We start from the raw sequence: 15,153 nt of genomic DNA, 5'->3' as shown, positions 1-15,153 counted from the left end.
CCGCTGACGGGCCCTAGAACATCATGGGCGGCGCGTCCAGGACGGTCTCGTCCACGCGCCGCTTCTCCCACTGCGTGAAGGGCTTGTCGAGCTCGTACTTCCCGCGCGCGGTGCGCAGCAGGGTGCGGACCTCGGCGTTCTCCGGGTTGTTCAAGGACTCGAAATATTCCACCGACCAGTGGAACCAGCGCATGCAGAACAGCCGCATGGTCAAGCCGTGCGTCACGAACAGCGCGTTCGGGGCATAGCCGGGCTTGGACCAGTGCCGGTGCAGCGTTTCCATGAAGGAGGAAATCCTGTCATACACATCGGAACCGGACTCGCCCTCGCGGAAGCGGTAGAAGAAGTGCCCGTAGGCGTTGCGGAGCTCCTTCTGGTCCTCAATGTCGCCGGCGATCTGAAAGTTCGCCCAGTCCTGTTCGCGCAGGCGCGGTTCCTCGATCACCCGTTCCACGAGCGGGCCGAGATTCAGCGCCTCCAGGGTCTGGTAGGCGCGCAGATACGGGGAGACGTAGACGCACACCGGGCGGCCGTCCAGCTGGCGCCGGACCTCCTCCCCGGCCGCGGTGGCCTGCTCCAGGCCCAGGGGTGTCAAAGGGATCCGGTAGTCCGGAACACGGTTGTAGATCGAGGTGTCGGCATTGGCGGCAGACTGGCCGTGCCGGATCATGATGATTTTCCGGGGCGCGCTCATAGTCCCCAAGCATAGGGCTCCCAAAAAGCAAGTGCCGCAGCCAAAACCCCGTTCGGCCGGCACCACGCGGGCACCAGCAAACTATCGGCAAGTGCAGGCAAGATAGAACCATGTTGGTTCCCTCCCGCCGTCGGCTGCGGTTCGAAGTGTTGATTGTCCTGGGGTTGTCGCTGGGGCAGTCCGCGGTCTACTCCCTGGTGCAGCTGCTGGACAAGATGACCACGGCGCCGCTGGCCCAGGGGACATCCACCCTGAACCGTTCGCAGAGCGCGCGCGAATACTTCGACCTCACGTACCAGTTGCTGGACATCGTTTTCGCCCTGGTCCCGGTGGCCCTCGTGATCTATTTCCTTACCGAGCACTGGCCGGCCGGTCAGCGCGGGACCTCGGCGTTCCGAAGGATCGGCTTCGACTTCGCCCGGCCCGGCAAGGACCTGCTGCAGGGCCTGGGACTCGCCGCGCTGATCGGCATTCCGTCCCTGGGGCTCTACGCGGCGGGCCGGGCGATGGGGATCACGACGGCGATCATCCCCAGCGCCCTGGACGCGTACTGGTGGACCGTGCCGGTGCTGGTCCTGTCTGCGATCCGGCACGGGGTGGTCGAGGAAGTGATTGTGGTGGCGTACCTGCTGGACCGGCTCGGGAAACTGGGCTGGAGCGTGCCGGCAGCCATTGCCGCCAGCGCCCTGCTCCGCGGCAGCTATCACCTGTACCAGGGGTTCGGGCCGTTCATCGGCAACGCGGTGATGGGCGTCGTCTTCGCGCTGGTGTACACGCGGACCAAACGGGTGATGCCGCTCGTGATTGCCCACGCCATCCTGGACACCGTGGCGTTCGTGGGGTTCAGCCTGTTCGGCAAGGCCGTGGGCCTGGGCTGAGCCTCACACAGCAACGCGGGGTCACTTCTGGCCCATCCGGAGCCCCCGGATGGGCCAGAAGTGACCCCGCGTTGCGTTTAGGGGCCGGCACCCTGACCGGCCTTTAAATGATCTCGGCCGCCGTCTCCTAGGTGACATCGTTGGCACCTAAGAGATGGCGGCCGAAGCGTGGGGCAGGTGGAGCGTTAGATCGTGACCGCTCCGGAGGCGGTCTCGAAGGTGACGGAGAGGATGCCGGGAGTACCGTGCGGCGCGATCCAGTTCACGGCGACGTCTTCCAGCGGCTTTTCAACCGGTTCGCCCAGCCACTCCGTGACGCGGGCTGCCGAACCGGCAATGGTCAGGGCGGACATCTTGACATCGCTCGCGTAGGCGTTGGACGGGTGCAGTTCCGGGTCACCCTCCCACTTGAGCATGTAGGGCACCTGGGGGTCGGCGATGAGCCCCAGGATGCCGATCTGCTTCCAGACCAGTTCGCGGCCGTCGGGAAACTTCCGGTTGCCGTTGACGGCGGCGCGGCCGAGCCGCTCCTCGAACGGGGCCAGGTCGTCAACCTCGACGCACCAGCCCATCCAGCCGCCGCCGGCCTCGGAACGTGCCCGGACGGCCTGGCCGAACGGGGCCTTGTCGGAGGCCGGGTGGTTCAGGACCTCCACAACTTCCAGGTACTTGTGTCCCGCGAGCGGGATAATCATGTTGCGTGTCCCGAAACGGGGGTGCACTCCACCCTTCACGGCTTCAACGCCGAGGGCAGACGCAATACGTTCAGTGGTGGCTGCCAAGCCATCGTGTTCACAGGCGTAAGAGACGTGATCCATGCGCATGCCATCATCTTGGCACTTTGTGATGGACCTCTCAGCTTAGGCTCCCCTAACCGTCATGGGACGTCCCGGCGCGCCGATCGGGGCGGCCCGGGACGCGCCGACATGGAGACCGTCTTCATCTTCGTCACAAAGCTATCCAGGACTCCGCCGCCGTTCCTACACTGAAGCCAGGTCATGAGTGCCAGCGCACAGCCCCGGCTTGCTGGCCGGCAACCCTCGTATCGCGGTGGGGTGCCCCGGGTGAAGACCTGGCCGTCCGGCGCCCGCCGGAGGGCAAGCGCGGCGCCTGTCCCGGTCCGGGCCGAAAAAGCCCCGGCCGGTGCTGTGCCCAGTGACTCGAGGAGCATCAATGTCCAACGCCTGGTCCTTTGAAACCCGCCAGATCCACGCCGGCCAGGAGCCGGACAGCGCCACCGGCGCGCGTTCCCTGCCCATCTACCAGACGACGTCGTTCGTGTTCCCCAGCGCCGAAAGCGCCGCGAACCGCTTCGCGCTCGCCGAACTCGCGCCCATCTACACGAGGATCGGCAACCCCACCCAGGACGCCGTCGAACAGCGCGTGGCCAGCCTGGAAGGCGGCCTCGCGGCCCTGCTGCTCAGCTCCGGCCAGGCCGCCGAGACGTTCGCGATCCTCAATATCGCCGAGGCCGGGGACCACATGGTGGCCAGCCCCAGCCTCTACGGCGGAACCTACAACCTGCTCGCCCACACGCTGAAGAAGTTCGGCATCTCCGTGACCTTCGTGGCGGACCCGGACAACCTGGACCAGTGGCGGAACGCCGTCCAGCCCAACACCAAGCTGTTCTTCGGCGAAGTGGTCTCCAACCCCCGCCAGGACGTGCTGGACATCGAGGGCGTCTCCCGCGTGGCGCACGAGGCCGGCGTCCCGCTGGTGGTCGACAACACGCTCTCCACCCCCTACCTGATCCGGCCGATCGAGTGGGGCGCGGACATCGTGGTCCATTCCGCCACCAAGTACCTCGGCGGGCACGGCGCCGCAATCGCCGGCGTGATCGTGGACTCCGGCAACTTCGACTTCGGGAAGGACCCGGAGCGGTTCCCCGGCTTCAACACCCCGGACCCCACCTACAACGGCCTGGTCTACGCCCGCGACCTCGGCGCCGACGGCGCACTGGGCGCGAACCTTTCCTACATCCTCAAGGCCCGGGTCCAGCTCCTGCGCGACCTCGGCTCCGCGGTGTCCCCGTTCAACGCCTTCCTCATCGCCCAGGGCATCGAAACGCTGAGCCTGCGCGTCGAGCGCCACGTGGCCAACGCCACCAAGGTGGCGCAATGGCTGGAGGGGCGGGACGACGTCGAATCGGTCGCCTACGCCGGGCTGCCGTCCAGCCCCTGGTACGAGCGCGGCCGCAAGTATGGGCCCAAGGGGACCGGCGCCGTCGTGGCGTTCAACATCGCCGGGGGAGCGGAGGCCGGCAAGCGGTTCGTCGATGCCCTCGAACTGCACTCGCACGTCGCGAACATCGGCGATGTCCGGTCCCTGGTGATCCACCCGGCGTCGACCACCCACAGCCAGCTCTCGCCCGAACAGCAGACGATCGCCGGCGTGAACCCCGGGCTGGTGCGGCTGTCGGTGGGACTGGAGCACATCGACGACATCCTCGCGGACCTCGACGCCGGATTCCGCGCGGCCAAGTCCGCCTAGTCACCCCGGCCGGCCTCCCCGCAAGGGGCGGCCGGCCAAGGGGCTGTCACATGGAAGTCACAATCTTCGTGATTTCCGCACCGTGTTTCGTAGACTCGTACCAGGTCATGAGTGCCAGCGACAGCCCCGGCTTGCTGGCCGGCAACCCTCCTTTTGCGGCGGGGTGCCCCGGGTGAAGACCTGGCCTGCCGGTCAGCTGACGGCAGGCAAGCGCGAAGATAGGTCCTCACATGACGATTGCCGTCACCCGCACGGGTGTACCCGAAACCAAACCATCCCGGACCCCGGACGGGACCGTCCAGTTCGTCAGGATCGGTGATCTGCAGCTCGAATCCGGGATCCTGCTGCCGGATGTGGTCCTAGCCTACGAGACGTGGGGGACCCTGAACGCCGACGCCTCCAACGCCGTCCTCATTGAACACGCCCTGACCGGCGACACGCATGTGACCCGCGGCGAAAGCGGGGAACCCGGCTGGTGGGAACAGCTCGCCGGACCCGGAGCGCCCGTGGACACGGACAAGTATTTCGTCGTCTCGATCAACATCCTGGGCGGCTGCTACGGTTCCACGGGACCCTCCACCCCGGCCCCCGACGGGCGCCCCTGGGGATCGCGCTTCCCGCTCGTCACCCTGCGCGACACCACCGCTGCCGAGGCGCGGCTGGCCGACGCCCTGGGCATCGGTTGCTGGTACGCCGTGGTGGGCGGCTCGCTTGGCGGCGCGCGCGCCCTTGAATGGGCCGTCACGTACCCCAGCCGGGTCCGGCGCTGCGCCGTGATTTCCGTCGGCCCCAGCAGCACGGCCGAACAGATTGCCTTTGCGCAGGCCCAGACGCTGGCCATCCGCCAGGATCCCCACTTCAACGGCGGGAACTACTACGGCGGCCCCGAACCCGAGGCTGGGCTCGCCCTCGCCCGCCGCATCGCGCACATCACCTACCGTTCCGCGGCCGAACTGGACGGCCGGTTTGGCCGGAACGCCCAGGAGTCCGAGACGCCCCTGGAAGCCGGATCGCTGGCCGGACGCGGGCGCTACCAGGTGGAAAGCTACCTGGACCACCAGGGCAGCAAGCTGGTCCGGCGCTTCGATGCCAACAGCTACATCGCCATTACCGAAGCCCTCATGAGCCACGATGTCTGCCGCGGGCGCGGCAGCCTCGCGGAGGCCCTGGCCCCGGCCACCGCAGAGTTCCTCGTGGCGGCGGTGGACTCGGACCGCCTGTACTTCCCGGCCCAGTCCCGCCAGCTGGCCGAGGCCCTGCCGGGCGGAGCAGAACTGCACATTATCGAAGCGCCGATCGGCCACGACGGCTTCCTGACCGAAATCGGCCAGCTCAGCGGGCAGCTCCGGGAGACCTTCTTCGGCCACTAGGCCCGCCCGCTTGTGCATTTTTGCAGATGCGCTCTGCACTAATGGCCGTTGAGGCTCAGCGCGGGAGCGTCCATACTCATGGGGAATGACGCCATGTGCCCTACATCACGGGCGTCCTCAGTCCAATGGTCCGCAGGGTGTCGAAGGCGACACCGAAGGAGTTCTCATGAGTACGGAAAACGCCGCGACAACGCGCGCAGACGAGCCGGACGTCCAAACGTCCGGCCTGAAGAAGGTAGTAACGGCCTCCATGGCCGGCACGGTGGTTGAGTGGTATGAATTCTTCCTCTACGCCTCCGCCGCCACGCTGGTCTTCGGCAAAACGTTCTTCCCCAATTCGGGCACGGAACTCGACGGCATTATCGCCGCGTTCCTGACCTACGCCGTCGGATTCGTCGCCCGCCCGATCGGCGGCATCGTCTTCGGCCACTTCGGCGACAAGTTCGGCCGCAAGCAGCTGCTCCAGGTCAGCATCCTCCTGGTGGGCGTTTCCACCTTCCTGATGGGCTGCCTGCCCACCTTCGCGCAGATCGGCTACTGGGCCCCAGCGCTGCTGGTCTTCCTGCGCTTTGCCCAGGGCTTCGCCGTCGGCGGTGAATGGGGCGGCGCCGTCCTGCTCGTCGCCGAGCACAGCCCCAGCAAGTCCCGCGGGTTCTGGTCCAGCTGGCCGCAGTCGGCCGTTCCGCTCGGCAACCTGCTCGCCACCGCCGTGCTGTTCACGCTGTCCTCCGTGCTGTCCTCCGCCGACTTCCTCAGCTGGGGCTGGCGCGTCGCCTTCTGGCTCTCCGCCGTGATTGTGCTGGTCGGCTACTACATCCGCACCAAGGTCCAGGACGCCCCCATCTTCCTGGAGGCCCAAAAGGAAGTCGAAGTCGAGAACAAGGGCTACGGCGTGGCCGAAGTCTTCCGCCGCTACCCGCGGGGCGTCTTCACCGCGATGGGCCTGCGCTTCGCCGAGAACATCCTCTACTACCTCGTGGTCACCTTCTCGATCACGTACCTGAAGGTCGTCGTCCAGACGGACACCTCCCGGATCCTGCTGCTGCTGCTCGTGGCACACTTCATCCACTTCGCCGTGATCCCGATGGTCGGCAGGCTCTCGGACAACGTCGGCCGCAAGCCCGTCTACATGGCCGGCGCCATCCTCGGCGGCACGTGGGGCTTCTTCGCCTTCCCGATGATGGACACCAAGAACGACTTGATCATCCTCGCTGCGATCACCATCGGCCTGCTGTTCCACTCCCTGATGTACGCCGGCCAGCCGGCGCTCATGGCCGAAATGTTCCCGACCCGGATGCGCTACTCCGGTGTCTCGCTGGGCTACCAGGTCACCTCGATTGTGGCCGGTTCGCTGGCGCCGATCATCGCCGTCGCGCTCCTGGGCCAGTACAAGTCCTCCGTCCCGGTCGCCATCTACCTCCTCGGCGCCTGTGTGGTCACTTTGGTTGCGGTCTTCTTCCTTAAGGAAACCCGCGGCATCTCGCTCCGGGACGTCGACGCCGCCGACGCCCAGGGCACCGCTGACCTCCTCGCCGCCAGCAAGCGGTAATCCTCACCGGCCCCATCAAACCCGTTGGGGCAGACTGCCCGGATCCGCGCACGGCGCGGACCCGGGCAGTCTGCGTTAACGCGGCAGGCCAACGCGGCAGGCTGCCGCCGCATGCCCACGTCCGGCTGCGCTGGCGCGGCCTCAGGCGGACAGCACATCCTGCCGCTCCCGGATTTCGCCGCGAATCGCCTCCAGTACGGCACGGACCGGGGCCGAACGCAGCGCCTCGGGCCGGGCCACAGCCCAGATGGGCAGCTGGCGCTGGAAGTCGTCCGGCAGGACGGGCAGGAACCCCGGCCGGCCCGCCACGAGGAAATTGGGGAGCAGGCCAATCCCGGCGCCCCGCCGGACAGCCTCCAGCTGGGCGAAGACGCTTGTGGCCTGGAAGCTGGACCGCGGCACCGGCAGCTGCGTGGAACGGTGGCCCAGCTCGGCCACCTGGAGCGCCGATTCCACGTAGGAGACGAAGCCGTGCTGCCGGACGTCGTCGAGTGTTGCCGGAAGGCCGTGCTCCTGCGCATAGCCGGGACTGGCGTACAGCCTGAGGAAATAGTTGCTCAGGAAGATGGCGCGGGCGGTGGTGACCTCCATGTTGCCCACCACCACTTCCAGGTCTACGCCGGAGCGGTTTTGGCTTACCTTGCGGGTGGCGCTGAGCAGCTCCACGTTGAGCAGCGGATTCGCGCGCTGCAGCCGCACGAGGGCCGGGGCCAGGAATTCGGCGCCGAAGCCGTCCGGTGTGCTGATCCGGACCAGGCCGGAGACCACATCGCCGGAGCGGGCAATGCTGCTGGAGAGGGCACCGAGAGTGCCCTCGATGGCTTCCGCCGCCGCGACCGCCTGGCTGCCGAGTTCGGTCAGCTCCCAGCCGTGCGGGCTGCGTTCGAGCGTCCGGCCGCCGAGCTGCTTGTCCAGGGCCAGGACGCGGCGGGAAATGGTGGTGTGGGTGGTGCCGAGCGTCTCCGCCACGGCGTTGAACCGGCCCAGCCGTGCCACGGTCAGCAGGATCAGCAGGTCATCGGGGCTCGGAAGCCGGCGCAAGTCCACTCATGTCCCCTTTGCAGCGAGTGTGGCGGATGAGGAAGCCAGAGCCACGATTGTGCATCTGTGCACATGGCATCTGTGATTTTTTACCTTGATTGCACTCTAACAGGGTGTGATGGTGGACACCGGGGCGCCGGGGTTTCGGCTTTCAGGCCGGAGCGTCAAGGCGCCGGCAGCACATCAAGCAAAGGAGCTTAAGCCATGGCAGTCATCGCCTGGATCGGACTTGGAAACATGGGCGGATCCATGTCCGTCAACCTCTCAAACGCCGGACACGAGGTCCGCGGCTTCGACCTCAACAGCGCAGCCCTCGCCGCCGCCGAGGCCGGAGGAGTCAAAGCTGCGGGCAGCATCGCCGAGGCCGTCGCCGGCGCCGACGTCGTCTTCACCATGCTCCCCAAGGGTGAGCACGCCCGCGCCGTGTACCTCGGCGAGGACGGCGTCCTTGCCCACGCGGACACCCGGACCCTCCTGGTGGATTCCTCCACCATCGACATCGCCTCCGCGCAGGCCCTACACGACGCCGCCGCTGCCGCCGGCTTCCGCTTCGTCGACGCTCCCGTCTCCGGCGGCATGAGCGGCGCGAAGGCCGCCACCTTGACGTTCATGATCGGCGGCGAGCCCGGCGCCGTCGCCGACGCCACCGAATACATCCGCCCCATGGCCGCGAACATCATCCCCACCGGCGGCGCCACCACCGGCCAGGCCGCGAAGATCTGCAACAACCTCATGCTCTTCATCAACCTCGCCTCCACCGCCGAGGGCGCAGTCCTCGCCGACCGCCTCGGCCTGGACAAACAGGTCTTCTGGGACATCGCGTCGGTCTCCTCCGGCGACAGCTGGGCGCTCCGCACCTGGTACCCCGTGGCCGGCGTCGTGCCCACTGCGGCATCCAATAACGACTTCGCCCCGACGTTCACTACCGAACTCGCCAACAAGGACATCGGCCTGGCCATCAGCGCTGCGCGGGACACCGGCACCCCGCTGGAACTCGGCGAGCACGTCCAGCAGCTCTTCCAGCGCCTCATCGACTCCGGCCAGTCCGGCCAGGACTGCTCGATGATCGTCAAGCTCGTCGACGGCACCCTCGAGTCCGCCAACTAGCCCTTCACGGCCCCCCTTCACGAAAGAGACCCACCCATGGAACGCATTCCGCACTTCATCAACGGCGCCCTGATTTCCGACGCCGAGCGCTTCGGCCCGGTGTTCAACCCGGCCACCGGCGAGCAGGAGAAAGAGGTCGCCCTGGCCTCGGCCGCCCGCGTCGAGGAGGCCGTCGAGGCCGCCCGTGCCGCGCTGCCCGGCTGGCGAGCCACAAGCCTGGCCCGGCGCACCGCCATCTTCTTCAAGGTCCGTGAACTGCTCATGCAGCGCCGGCCCGAACTCGCGGCCCTGCTTACCAGTGAGCACGGCAAGGTCCTCTCGGACGCGGAAGGTGAAATCACCCGGGGCCTGGAGAACATCGAATTCGCCACCGGGCTCTCCCACATGCTCAAAGGCGAGCGTTCCGAGCAGGTCTCCGGCGGCGTCGATGTCCACTCGGTCCGCCAGCCGGTCGGCGTCGTCGCCTGCATCACGCCGTTCAACTTCCCCGCCATGGTGCCGCTGTGGATGATCGGCAGCGCCCTGGCCTGCGGAAATACCGTGCTGCTCAAGCCGAGCGAGAAGGACCCGTCCTCCGCCGTCTTCATCGCCCAGGTCTTCGCCGAGGCCGGCCTGCCGGCCGGTGTGCTCAACGTGGTCCACGGCGACAAGGAAGCCGTGGACGTCCTGCTGGAACACCCGGCGGTGAAGGCCGTCAGCTTTGTCGGCTCGACGCCGATCGCGCAGTCGATCTACAAGCGCGCCGCCGATCACGGCAAGCGCGTCCAGGCCTTGGGAGGTGCGAAGAACCACATGGTGGTCCTGCCGGACGCGGACCTCAACATGGCCGCGGACGCCGCCGTCTCGGCCGCCTACGGCTCCGCCGGGGAGCGCTGCATGGCGGTCAGCGTCCTCGTCGCCGTCGGCAGCATCGCCGACGACCTCGTGGAGGCGATCAGCACCCGCATGGCTGCCCTCACGATCGGCCCGGGCACGGACCCGGCCTCCCAGATGGGCCCGCTCATCACGGCCGAGCACCGCGACAAGGTGGCCTCCTACGTTGCCGGCGCGGCCAACGAAGGCGCCACCGTGGTGGTGGACGGCCGCGAGCACGAATTCGACTCCAACGGCTTCTTCATTGGCGTCAGCCTGATCGACCACGTCAAGCCCGGGATGAAGGTCTACGACGACGAGATCTTCGGCCCCGTCCTCTCGGTGGTCCGCGTTGAGACCTACGCCGACGCCGTGAAGCTGGTCAACGACAACGAGTTCGGCAACGGCGTGGCCATCTTCACCCGCGACGGCGGCGCCGCCCGGCAGTTCGAGTTCGATGTGGAGGCCGGCATGGTGGGCGTCAACGTGCCTATCCCGGTGCCGGTGGGCACCTTCTCCTTCGGCGGCTGGAAGAATTCGCTCTTCGGCGACACCCACATGTACGGGCCCGAAAGCATCCGCTTCTACACCCGCGGCAAGGTAGTCACCACCCGCTGGCCGGACCCGTCCACCTCGGTGATCGACCTCGGCTTCCCCCAGGTCGACTGACGCGCCACCCCTTCCAAGCAACGAGGGGTCACTTCGCGCCCATCCGACACCGGATCATGGGCCGTAAGTGACCCCGCGTTGCTTTAGGGGCGGGGATTAGAGTAGGCAGGCAGTGACAGCCACGATCCGGGAGGCACCATGACCACGCTCGTCAACCGCCCCAACACGGCACTGCTCGTCGTCGATATGCAGGTCGGCGTCGTCGCGGAGGCCTACCGTCGCGACGACGTCGTCGCGACCATCGCCGCCCTCGTGGACAAGGCGCGCGGTACCGGGGTGGACGTCGTCTGGGTCCAGCACAGCGGCGAGGACCTGCCGCACGGCAGCGACGGCTGGCAGTATGTGCCGGAGCTCGCGCGCCGCGGTTCGGAGCCACTCGTGGCCAAGGAGTACAGCGACGCCTTCGAGGGCACCGACCTGGAGTCCGTGCTGGCCGGGCGGGGCATCGGCCGTGTCTTCCTGGCCGGTGCGCAGACCGACGAGTGCATCCGCTCGACCCTGCACGGCGCGATCACCCGCGGCTACGATGTCACGCTGGTCGCGGACGCTCACACCACCGAGGACCTGACCGATTATGGCGCGCCGCCGCCGGCACTGGTGGTGGCCCACACCAATCTGTACTGGCAGTACCACAAGGCGCCGGGGCGGACGGCGGGAACGGTCAACGCGGCCGACGTCAACTTCGCCGGCCCAACAACAGGGTCTTAGCCCTTCATGATTTCGGCGCGCTGGGCCATGTAGTCCTCTATGGACAGCTTGCCGTCGGTGTACTGCTGGTCGAGTTCGGCCAGTTTGCGGGCCCGGTAGCCCTGCCCGGCCGACGGCGGCGGGGGAGTCTGCGGCGCCTGCGGCTGTCCCGCGCCCGGCGCCGGATCATGCCGTTGCGGTTGCGGCGGGTTGTTCAAGTACTCGGGGCTGTCCTCATACGGGACGGGGGACTGGTAACCGGCCGGGTTCGGGTATTGCTGGCCGGGATACGGCTGGTTCGGGAACGGCTGGTCGGGGAACCGGGGACTGGGGTGCTGCGGGTACTCCGCGTTGGGGTACTGCGGGTTGGGGTACTGCGGGTTGGCCGGACCCGACTGCTTCGGGGCGCCCAGCTGGCCAAAGCCGCCGAAGTAGTCCTGCTGGGTGTAGCCGTCCCGCGGCTGGTTGCCTTGGCCGGGGTTGTTCTGGTTGCCGGGGAACCGGCCGAACTGTCCCGGCGTGCCCTGGTTCCGGCCGCGGGCAGACCTGCGGTAGAGGCGCATCGCCACGGGAACCAGGAACGACAACACGATGATCCAGAAGAACATACTGCTCACGGTACTGGGCCTTTCAGCTGCTGGGCCTTCTCATCTGCGGGCTCATCGGTAGGGCCGGAGAAGTGTTCCTCCAGCTTATGCCCCGCAGGCTCAGGACCGCAGCCTCAGGACCGCACCGCGTCCTCGGCGCCGGGCGGGCCTTCGCCGGAGCCAAGCGGAACGCCGGGACCGAACACCGGGCCGGCCAGCGGCCGCTTGGCCGTCATGCCGTCGCCGGAGGAGCGGTGCCGCAGCCGCCGCACCACCCAGGGGACAAAATACTCCCTGGCCCACACCAGGTCCCCACTGCGCGCCTCGCGCCAACTGCGCTGTGGCAGCGGCTTGGGGGAGAGGGGCTGGAGGGTGTGCTCGACGTTGAGCGAATCCAGCACCATGGCCGCGATCGTGTGGTGGCCCAGCGGTGAGAAATGCAGCCGGTCGACGTTCCACATCTGCGGGTCATTGAGCTGGCGCAGCGACCACATGTCCGCGATCACGGCGTCGTGGCGGGCGGCGATCGTGCGCAGGTTCTCGTTGTAGATGGCCACCTTGCTGCGGATCCGGCCCAGCACCGTGGAGCCGGTATCCGGGCCGTTGAACAGGACGACGGTGGCGCCGCCCAGGCTGAGGATCTGCACCACCGAGTCCAGCTTTTCGGCCAGCACGTCCGGATCGCCGCCGGGGCGGATGAGGTCGTTGCCGCCGGCGGAGAGCGTGATGAGGTCCGGTTTGAGGGACAGGCAGTGCGCCATTTGCTGGTCCACGATCTGCTGCAGGAGCCTGCCGCGGACGGCCAGGTTGGCATAAGCGAAGTCGTTGTGCCCACGGCTGAGTTCTTCGGCCACACGGTCTGCCCAGCCCCGGTGGCCGCCCGGACTGGCCGGTTCCGGGTCGCCGATGCCCTCCGTGAAAGAGTCGCCCATCGCCACATAGCGGGTCCAGGGGTGGGTGACGGTGTCTGCGGGGGCGGCTGAGGTGTCCGGTGAATTTTCCATGGGATCGGTATTGCTCACCCCCTTATCCTGCACTGTTCCCGTTAAGCTGCGCCACCGTCAGTTGTTACCGCCGGGTAACTGTAAGAATGGTTCCATGACTCACGCTGACGCCTTCCCCGCCCCTGTCGTCCAATGGTCCCAGCCGGAGCAGGAACGGGCCGGCAAGCCGCTTCTTGTCCTGCTGCATGGCTACGGCGCCAACGAACAGGATCTGCTCAGCCTGGCGGAAATGCTCCCGCAGGACTTCGCGGTGGCCTCGTTGCGCGCCCCGATCGCCATGGGTCCGGGCTTCACCTGGTTCCCGCTGACAGCGTCCATTGACTATTCGCTCGACGCCGTCAAGGGCGCCGCAGCGTATGTCCAGGACTGGCTCGACGGCGTCAAAGCCAACCACCCGTCGGTGACACTGCTGGGATTCTCGATGGGCATGGCCATGGCCACCACGTTGTTGCGGCAGCGCCCGGCGGACTTTGCCGCCGTCGTCGGCCTGTCCGGGTTTGTCGTCGACGCCGGTGACGACCCCAGCTTCCGCGACGGCGAACTAGACGGCACTGTGCCGCTGTTCTGGGGCCGGGACCAGCAGGACCCCGTGATCACCGAGGACAAGATCGACTACACCATCGGCTGGGTCCGCAAGCATGTGAAGCTCACCAAAGTCCTCTACACGGGCATGTGGCACGGCATCAACCAGCAGGAAATCGGTCACGTCTCGGAGTTCCTCACGCACGTGGTGCTCAACTCCAAGAAGTAGCCGCGCCGTAGAAACAGCCGCACCGGAGAAGCAGCCGCACCGGAGAAGCGGGCGGGCGGCTAGGCGGCCGGGGGCGCGCTGATCCGCACGGTCCGGCCGTTCACGGTGACGGTGTCGCCGTCGTGCAGCTGGCGGCCGCGGCGCTCATCGATTTCGCCGTTGACCTTCACCAGCCCGTTCTTGATCAGCTCCGCGGCCTCCACGCCGTCCTCCACCAGATTCGCAAGTTTCAGCAGCTGGCCCAGCCGGATCATGCTGTCGCGGATGGTGATGTCTTCGAATTCCGGATTGCTCATACAAGCAATGATGCCTGACCTAAGGTGACACCAATGACCCACACCCCCCGTCTCCCGCTGATCGTCGGCCTGCCCATGGCCGTCGCAACCGGGCTGTTCATCCCGATCCAGGGCCGGATCAACGGCGCGCTCGGGGTGGCGCTGGGGGACGGAATCGGTGCCGCCGTCGTCAGCTTCAGCACCGGACTGGTCGTCATGGTGGCCATTTCCCTGGCATTGCCCCGGGGCCGGGCCGGGCTGGCGCGGATCCTGCCGGCCGTGCGCGAACGGCAGTTTCCGCCGTACTACGTCCTGGCCGGCTGCATCGGCGCCTTCTTCGTCTTCGCCCAGTCCTTCACCGTGGGACTGCTCGGCGTCGCCCTCTTCACGGTGGCCGCCGTGACGGGGCAGACCCTCAGCGGCCTGCTGGTGGACCGGATGGGGATCGGACCGGCGGGGAAGAGGCCCATTACCGGCATCCGGGTGCTCGGCAGTGTGCTCACCGTCGCCGCCGTCGCCTGGGCGGTGTCGCCCCGGTTCAGCGCCGGGGAATCCGGGCTGCAGCTGCTGGTTCCCGTGCTGCTTCCGCTCCTGGCCGGGTTCCTGATGAGTTTCCAGCAGGCCATGAACGGCACGGCCACCGTGCACTACGGCACCCCCATCGCCGCGACACTGGTGAACTTCATCGCCGGGGCGGCACTGCTGTGGGTGGCATGGCTGATCAAACTCGCCGTGGCCGGGGCCGGCAACCCCCTCCCGGCGCAGTGGTGGTACTACCTTGGCGGCCCGCTCGGCTGCATCTTCATCGGCATCGGCGCCCTCCTGGTCCGCAGCCTGGGCGTGCTGGTCACCGGCCTCGGGATGATCGCCGGCCAGCTGCTGGGGTCCCTCGGGCTGGACCTGATACTGCCGGTACCCGGAACAGTGATCACCCTCCCGACAGTCCTCGGCACCGTCCTGACGCTCGGCGCCATAGTCCTGGCCACCCTGCCCTGGCCCAAGGGCGCGCTGAAGCGCTAGCGGGCCGGTAGGCTTGGAGTTTGCATCGCACTGTTCCTACCGCGTTGTGCGTAACGCACTGTTCGTACCGCTTTGTGCGTATCGCATTGTTCGTATCGCTTTGTTCGTATCGTCCCGGCCGGCAACCAGCCGGCGTCCCGGGGCCAACACCACGGACCGCACCCAGCGGCCCTGTAGAA

15 protein-coding genes and 2 riboswitches are annotated in these 15,153 nt (G+C 67.5%); of the genes, 9 read left to right on the top strand and 6 right to left on the bottom strand.

The features are described from left to right. Positions 1-13: 13 nt before the first annotated feature. Entirely contained in the window at positions 14-694 is a 681-nt protein-coding gene (locus tag C566_RS0111980) for a histidine phosphatase family protein (RefSeq protein WP_026266631.1), read from the bottom strand. Between the two features lie 110 nt (positions 695-804). Between C566_RS0111980 and C566_RS0111975 the strand changes: the two genes are divergently transcribed. After that, positions 805-1,572, top strand: coding sequence for a CPBP family intramembrane glutamic endopeptidase (locus C566_RS0111975; RefSeq protein ID WP_018774584.1), 768 nt, complete (start codon positions 805-807; stop codon positions 1,570-1,572). Positions 1,573-1,757: 185 nt separating this feature from the next. On the opposite strand, the gene C566_RS0111970 is transcribed toward C566_RS0111975, so the two are convergent. Next, the gene (locus tag C566_RS0111970) at positions 1,758-2,396 is read right to left on the bottom strand and encodes a VOC family protein (protein ID WP_026266630.1); all 639 of its coding nucleotides are present in this window, start codon (positions 2,394-2,396) and stop codon (positions 1,758-1,760) included. A gap of 170 nt (positions 2,397-2,566) precedes the next feature. Beyond that, positions 2,567-2,682, top strand: a riboswitch (SAM riboswitch). Between the two features lie 63 nt (positions 2,683-2,745). Here C566_RS0111970 and C566_RS0111965 point away from each other — a divergent pair. From C566_RS0111965 to C566_RS0111950, 3 genes are all read left to right on the top strand, one after another. Further along, positions 2,746-4,062, top strand: coding sequence for a bifunctional o-acetylhomoserine/o-acetylserine sulfhydrylase (locus tag C566_RS0111965; protein WP_018774582.1), 1,317 nt, complete (start codon positions 2,746-2,748; stop codon positions 4,060-4,062). A 103-nt stretch (positions 4,063-4,165) separates the two neighbouring features. Then, a riboswitch (SAM riboswitch) is annotated at positions 4,166-4,281 on the top strand. 11 nt (positions 4,282-4,292) lie between these two features. After that, positions 4,293-5,432: a homoserine O-acetyltransferase MetX gene (gene metX / locus C566_RS0111955; RefSeq protein WP_018774580.1), complete on the top strand. Its 1,140-nt coding sequence runs from the start codon at positions 4,293-4,295 to the stop codon at positions 5,430-5,432. Positions 5,433-5,598: 166 nt separating this feature from the next. Beyond that, positions 5,599-6,981 carry an MFS transporter gene (locus C566_RS0111950; protein ID WP_018774579.1) on the top strand — a complete coding sequence of 461 codons (1,383 nt, stop codon included), beginning with the start codon at positions 5,599-5,601 and terminating at the stop codon, positions 6,979-6,981. Between the two features lie 141 nt (positions 6,982-7,122). Here C566_RS0111950 and C566_RS0111945 read toward each other — a convergent pair whose 3' ends face one another. After that, the gene (locus C566_RS0111945; RefSeq protein ID WP_018774578.1) at positions 7,123-8,022 is read right to left on the bottom strand and encodes a LysR family transcriptional regulator; all 900 of its coding nucleotides are present in this window, start codon (positions 8,020-8,022) and stop codon (positions 7,123-7,125) included. A 204-nt stretch (positions 8,023-8,226) separates the two neighbouring features. Here C566_RS0111945 and mmsB point away from each other — a divergent pair, with 204 nt between their 5' ends. The 3 genes from mmsB (at position 8,227) to C566_RS0111930 (ending at position 11,358) form a co-directional block, all read left to right on the top strand. Next, on the top strand, positions 8,227-9,129 hold the full coding sequence (gene mmsB / locus C566_RS0111940) for a 3-hydroxyisobutyrate dehydrogenase (RefSeq protein ID WP_018774577.1): 903 nt from the start codon (positions 8,227-8,229) through the stop codon (positions 9,127-9,129). A 36-nt stretch (positions 9,130-9,165) separates the two neighbouring features. Then, entirely contained in the window at positions 9,166-10,650 is a 1,485-nt protein-coding gene (locus tag C566_RS0111935) for a CoA-acylating methylmalonate-semialdehyde dehydrogenase (protein WP_018774576.1), read from the top strand. A gap of 138 nt (positions 10,651-10,788) precedes the next feature. Next, complete coding sequence (locus tag C566_RS0111930) at positions 10,789-11,358, top strand: isochorismatase family protein (protein WP_018774575.1); 570 nt, start codon at positions 10,789-10,791, stop codon at positions 11,356-11,358. Here the strand turns inward: C566_RS0111930 and C566_RS0111925 are convergent. Together C566_RS0111925 and C566_RS0111920 are read right to left on the bottom strand one after the other, a co-directional pair. After that, entirely contained in the window at positions 11,355-11,945 is a 591-nt protein-coding gene (locus C566_RS0111925) for a hypothetical protein (protein ID WP_231386348.1), read from the bottom strand. The two genes, C566_RS0111930 and C566_RS0111925, sit on opposite strands and share 4 nt — an antisense overlap. Positions 11,946-12,058: 113 nt before the next feature. Continuing rightward, complete coding sequence (locus C566_RS0111920; RefSeq protein ID WP_026266628.1) at positions 12,059-12,928, bottom strand: SGNH/GDSL hydrolase family protein; 870 nt, start codon at positions 12,926-12,928, stop codon at positions 12,059-12,061. A gap of 94 nt (positions 12,929-13,022) precedes the next feature. On the opposite strand from C566_RS0111920, the gene C566_RS0111915 reads away from it, so the two are divergent. Beyond that, complete coding sequence (locus tag C566_RS0111915) at positions 13,023-13,679, top strand: alpha/beta hydrolase (RefSeq protein WP_018774573.1); 657 nt, start codon at positions 13,023-13,025, stop codon at positions 13,677-13,679. A 59-nt stretch (positions 13,680-13,738) separates the two neighbouring features. Here the strand turns inward: C566_RS0111915 and C566_RS0111910 are convergent, their stop codons facing one another. Next, a complete protein-coding gene (locus C566_RS0111910; RefSeq protein ID WP_018774572.1) occupies positions 13,739-13,975 on the bottom strand; it encodes an RNA-binding S4 domain-containing protein in 237 nt (78 codons plus the stop codon). A gap of 33 nt (positions 13,976-14,008) precedes the next feature. Between C566_RS0111910 and C566_RS0111905 the strand changes: the two genes are divergently transcribed. After that, positions 14,009-14,974 (top strand): DMT family transporter, encoded by a 966-nt coding sequence (locus C566_RS0111905; RefSeq protein ID WP_018774571.1) that lies wholly within the window; start codon positions 14,009-14,011, stop codon positions 14,972-14,974. The last annotated feature ends 179 nt before the right edge of the window (positions 14,975-15,153 follow it).

Origin of the sequence: Arthrobacter sp. 131MFCol6.1 (assembly GCF_000374925.1) — a bacterium.
Lineage (GTDB): Bacteria > Actinomycetota > Actinomycetes > Actinomycetales > Micrococcaceae > Arthrobacter.
Note: the sequence above shows the minus strand (reverse complement) of the source record. Positions and strands in the feature narration are given on the sequence as shown.

Excerpts from the sequence above, each read along its gene's own strand:
- C566_RS0111920 (WP_026266628.1), bottom strand. The coding sequence starts at position 12,928 with ATGGAAAATTCACCGGACACCTCAGCCGCCCCCGCAGACACCGTCACC.
- mmsB (WP_018774577.1), top strand. The coding sequence starts at position 8,227 with ATGGCAGTCATCGCCTGGATCGGACTTGGAAACATGGGCGGATCCATG.
- C566_RS0111970 (WP_026266630.1), bottom strand. The coding sequence starts at position 2,396 with ATGCGCATGGATCACGTCTCTTACGCCTGTGAACACGATGGCTTGGCA.
- C566_RS0111905 (WP_018774571.1), top strand. The coding sequence starts at position 14,009 with ATGACCCACACCCCCCGTCTCCCGCTGATCGTCGGCCTGCCCATGGCC.
- C566_RS0111930 (WP_018774575.1), top strand. The coding sequence starts at position 10,789 with ATGACCACGCTCGTCAACCGCCCCAACACGGCACTGCTCGTCGTCGAT.
- C566_RS0111910 (WP_018774572.1), bottom strand. The coding sequence starts at position 13,975 with ATGAGCAATCCGGAATTCGAAGACATCACCATCCGCGACAGCATGATC.
- C566_RS0111975 (WP_018774584.1), top strand. The coding sequence starts at position 805 with ATGTTGGTTCCCTCCCGCCGTCGGCTGCGGTTCGAAGTGTTGATTGTC.
- C566_RS0111950 (WP_018774579.1), top strand. The coding sequence starts at position 5,599 with ATGAGTACGGAAAACGCCGCGACAACGCGCGCAGACGAGCCGGACGTC.
- C566_RS0111925 (WP_231386348.1), bottom strand. The coding sequence starts at position 11,945 with ATGTTCTTCTGGATCATCGTGTTGTCGTTCCTGGTTCCCGTGGCGATG.
- metX (WP_018774580.1), top strand. The coding sequence starts at position 4,293 with ATGACGATTGCCGTCACCCGCACGGGTGTACCCGAAACCAAACCATCC.
- C566_RS0111980 (WP_026266631.1), bottom strand. The coding sequence starts at position 694 with ATGAGCGCGCCCCGGAAAATCATCATGATCCGGCACGGCCAGTCTGCC.
- C566_RS0111915 (WP_018774573.1), top strand. The coding sequence starts at position 13,023 with ATGACTCACGCTGACGCCTTCCCCGCCCCTGTCGTCCAATGGTCCCAG.
- C566_RS0111965 (WP_018774582.1), top strand. The coding sequence starts at position 2,746 with ATGTCCAACGCCTGGTCCTTTGAAACCCGCCAGATCCACGCCGGCCAG.
- C566_RS0111935 (WP_018774576.1), top strand. The coding sequence starts at position 9,166 with ATGGAACGCATTCCGCACTTCATCAACGGCGCCCTGATTTCCGACGCC.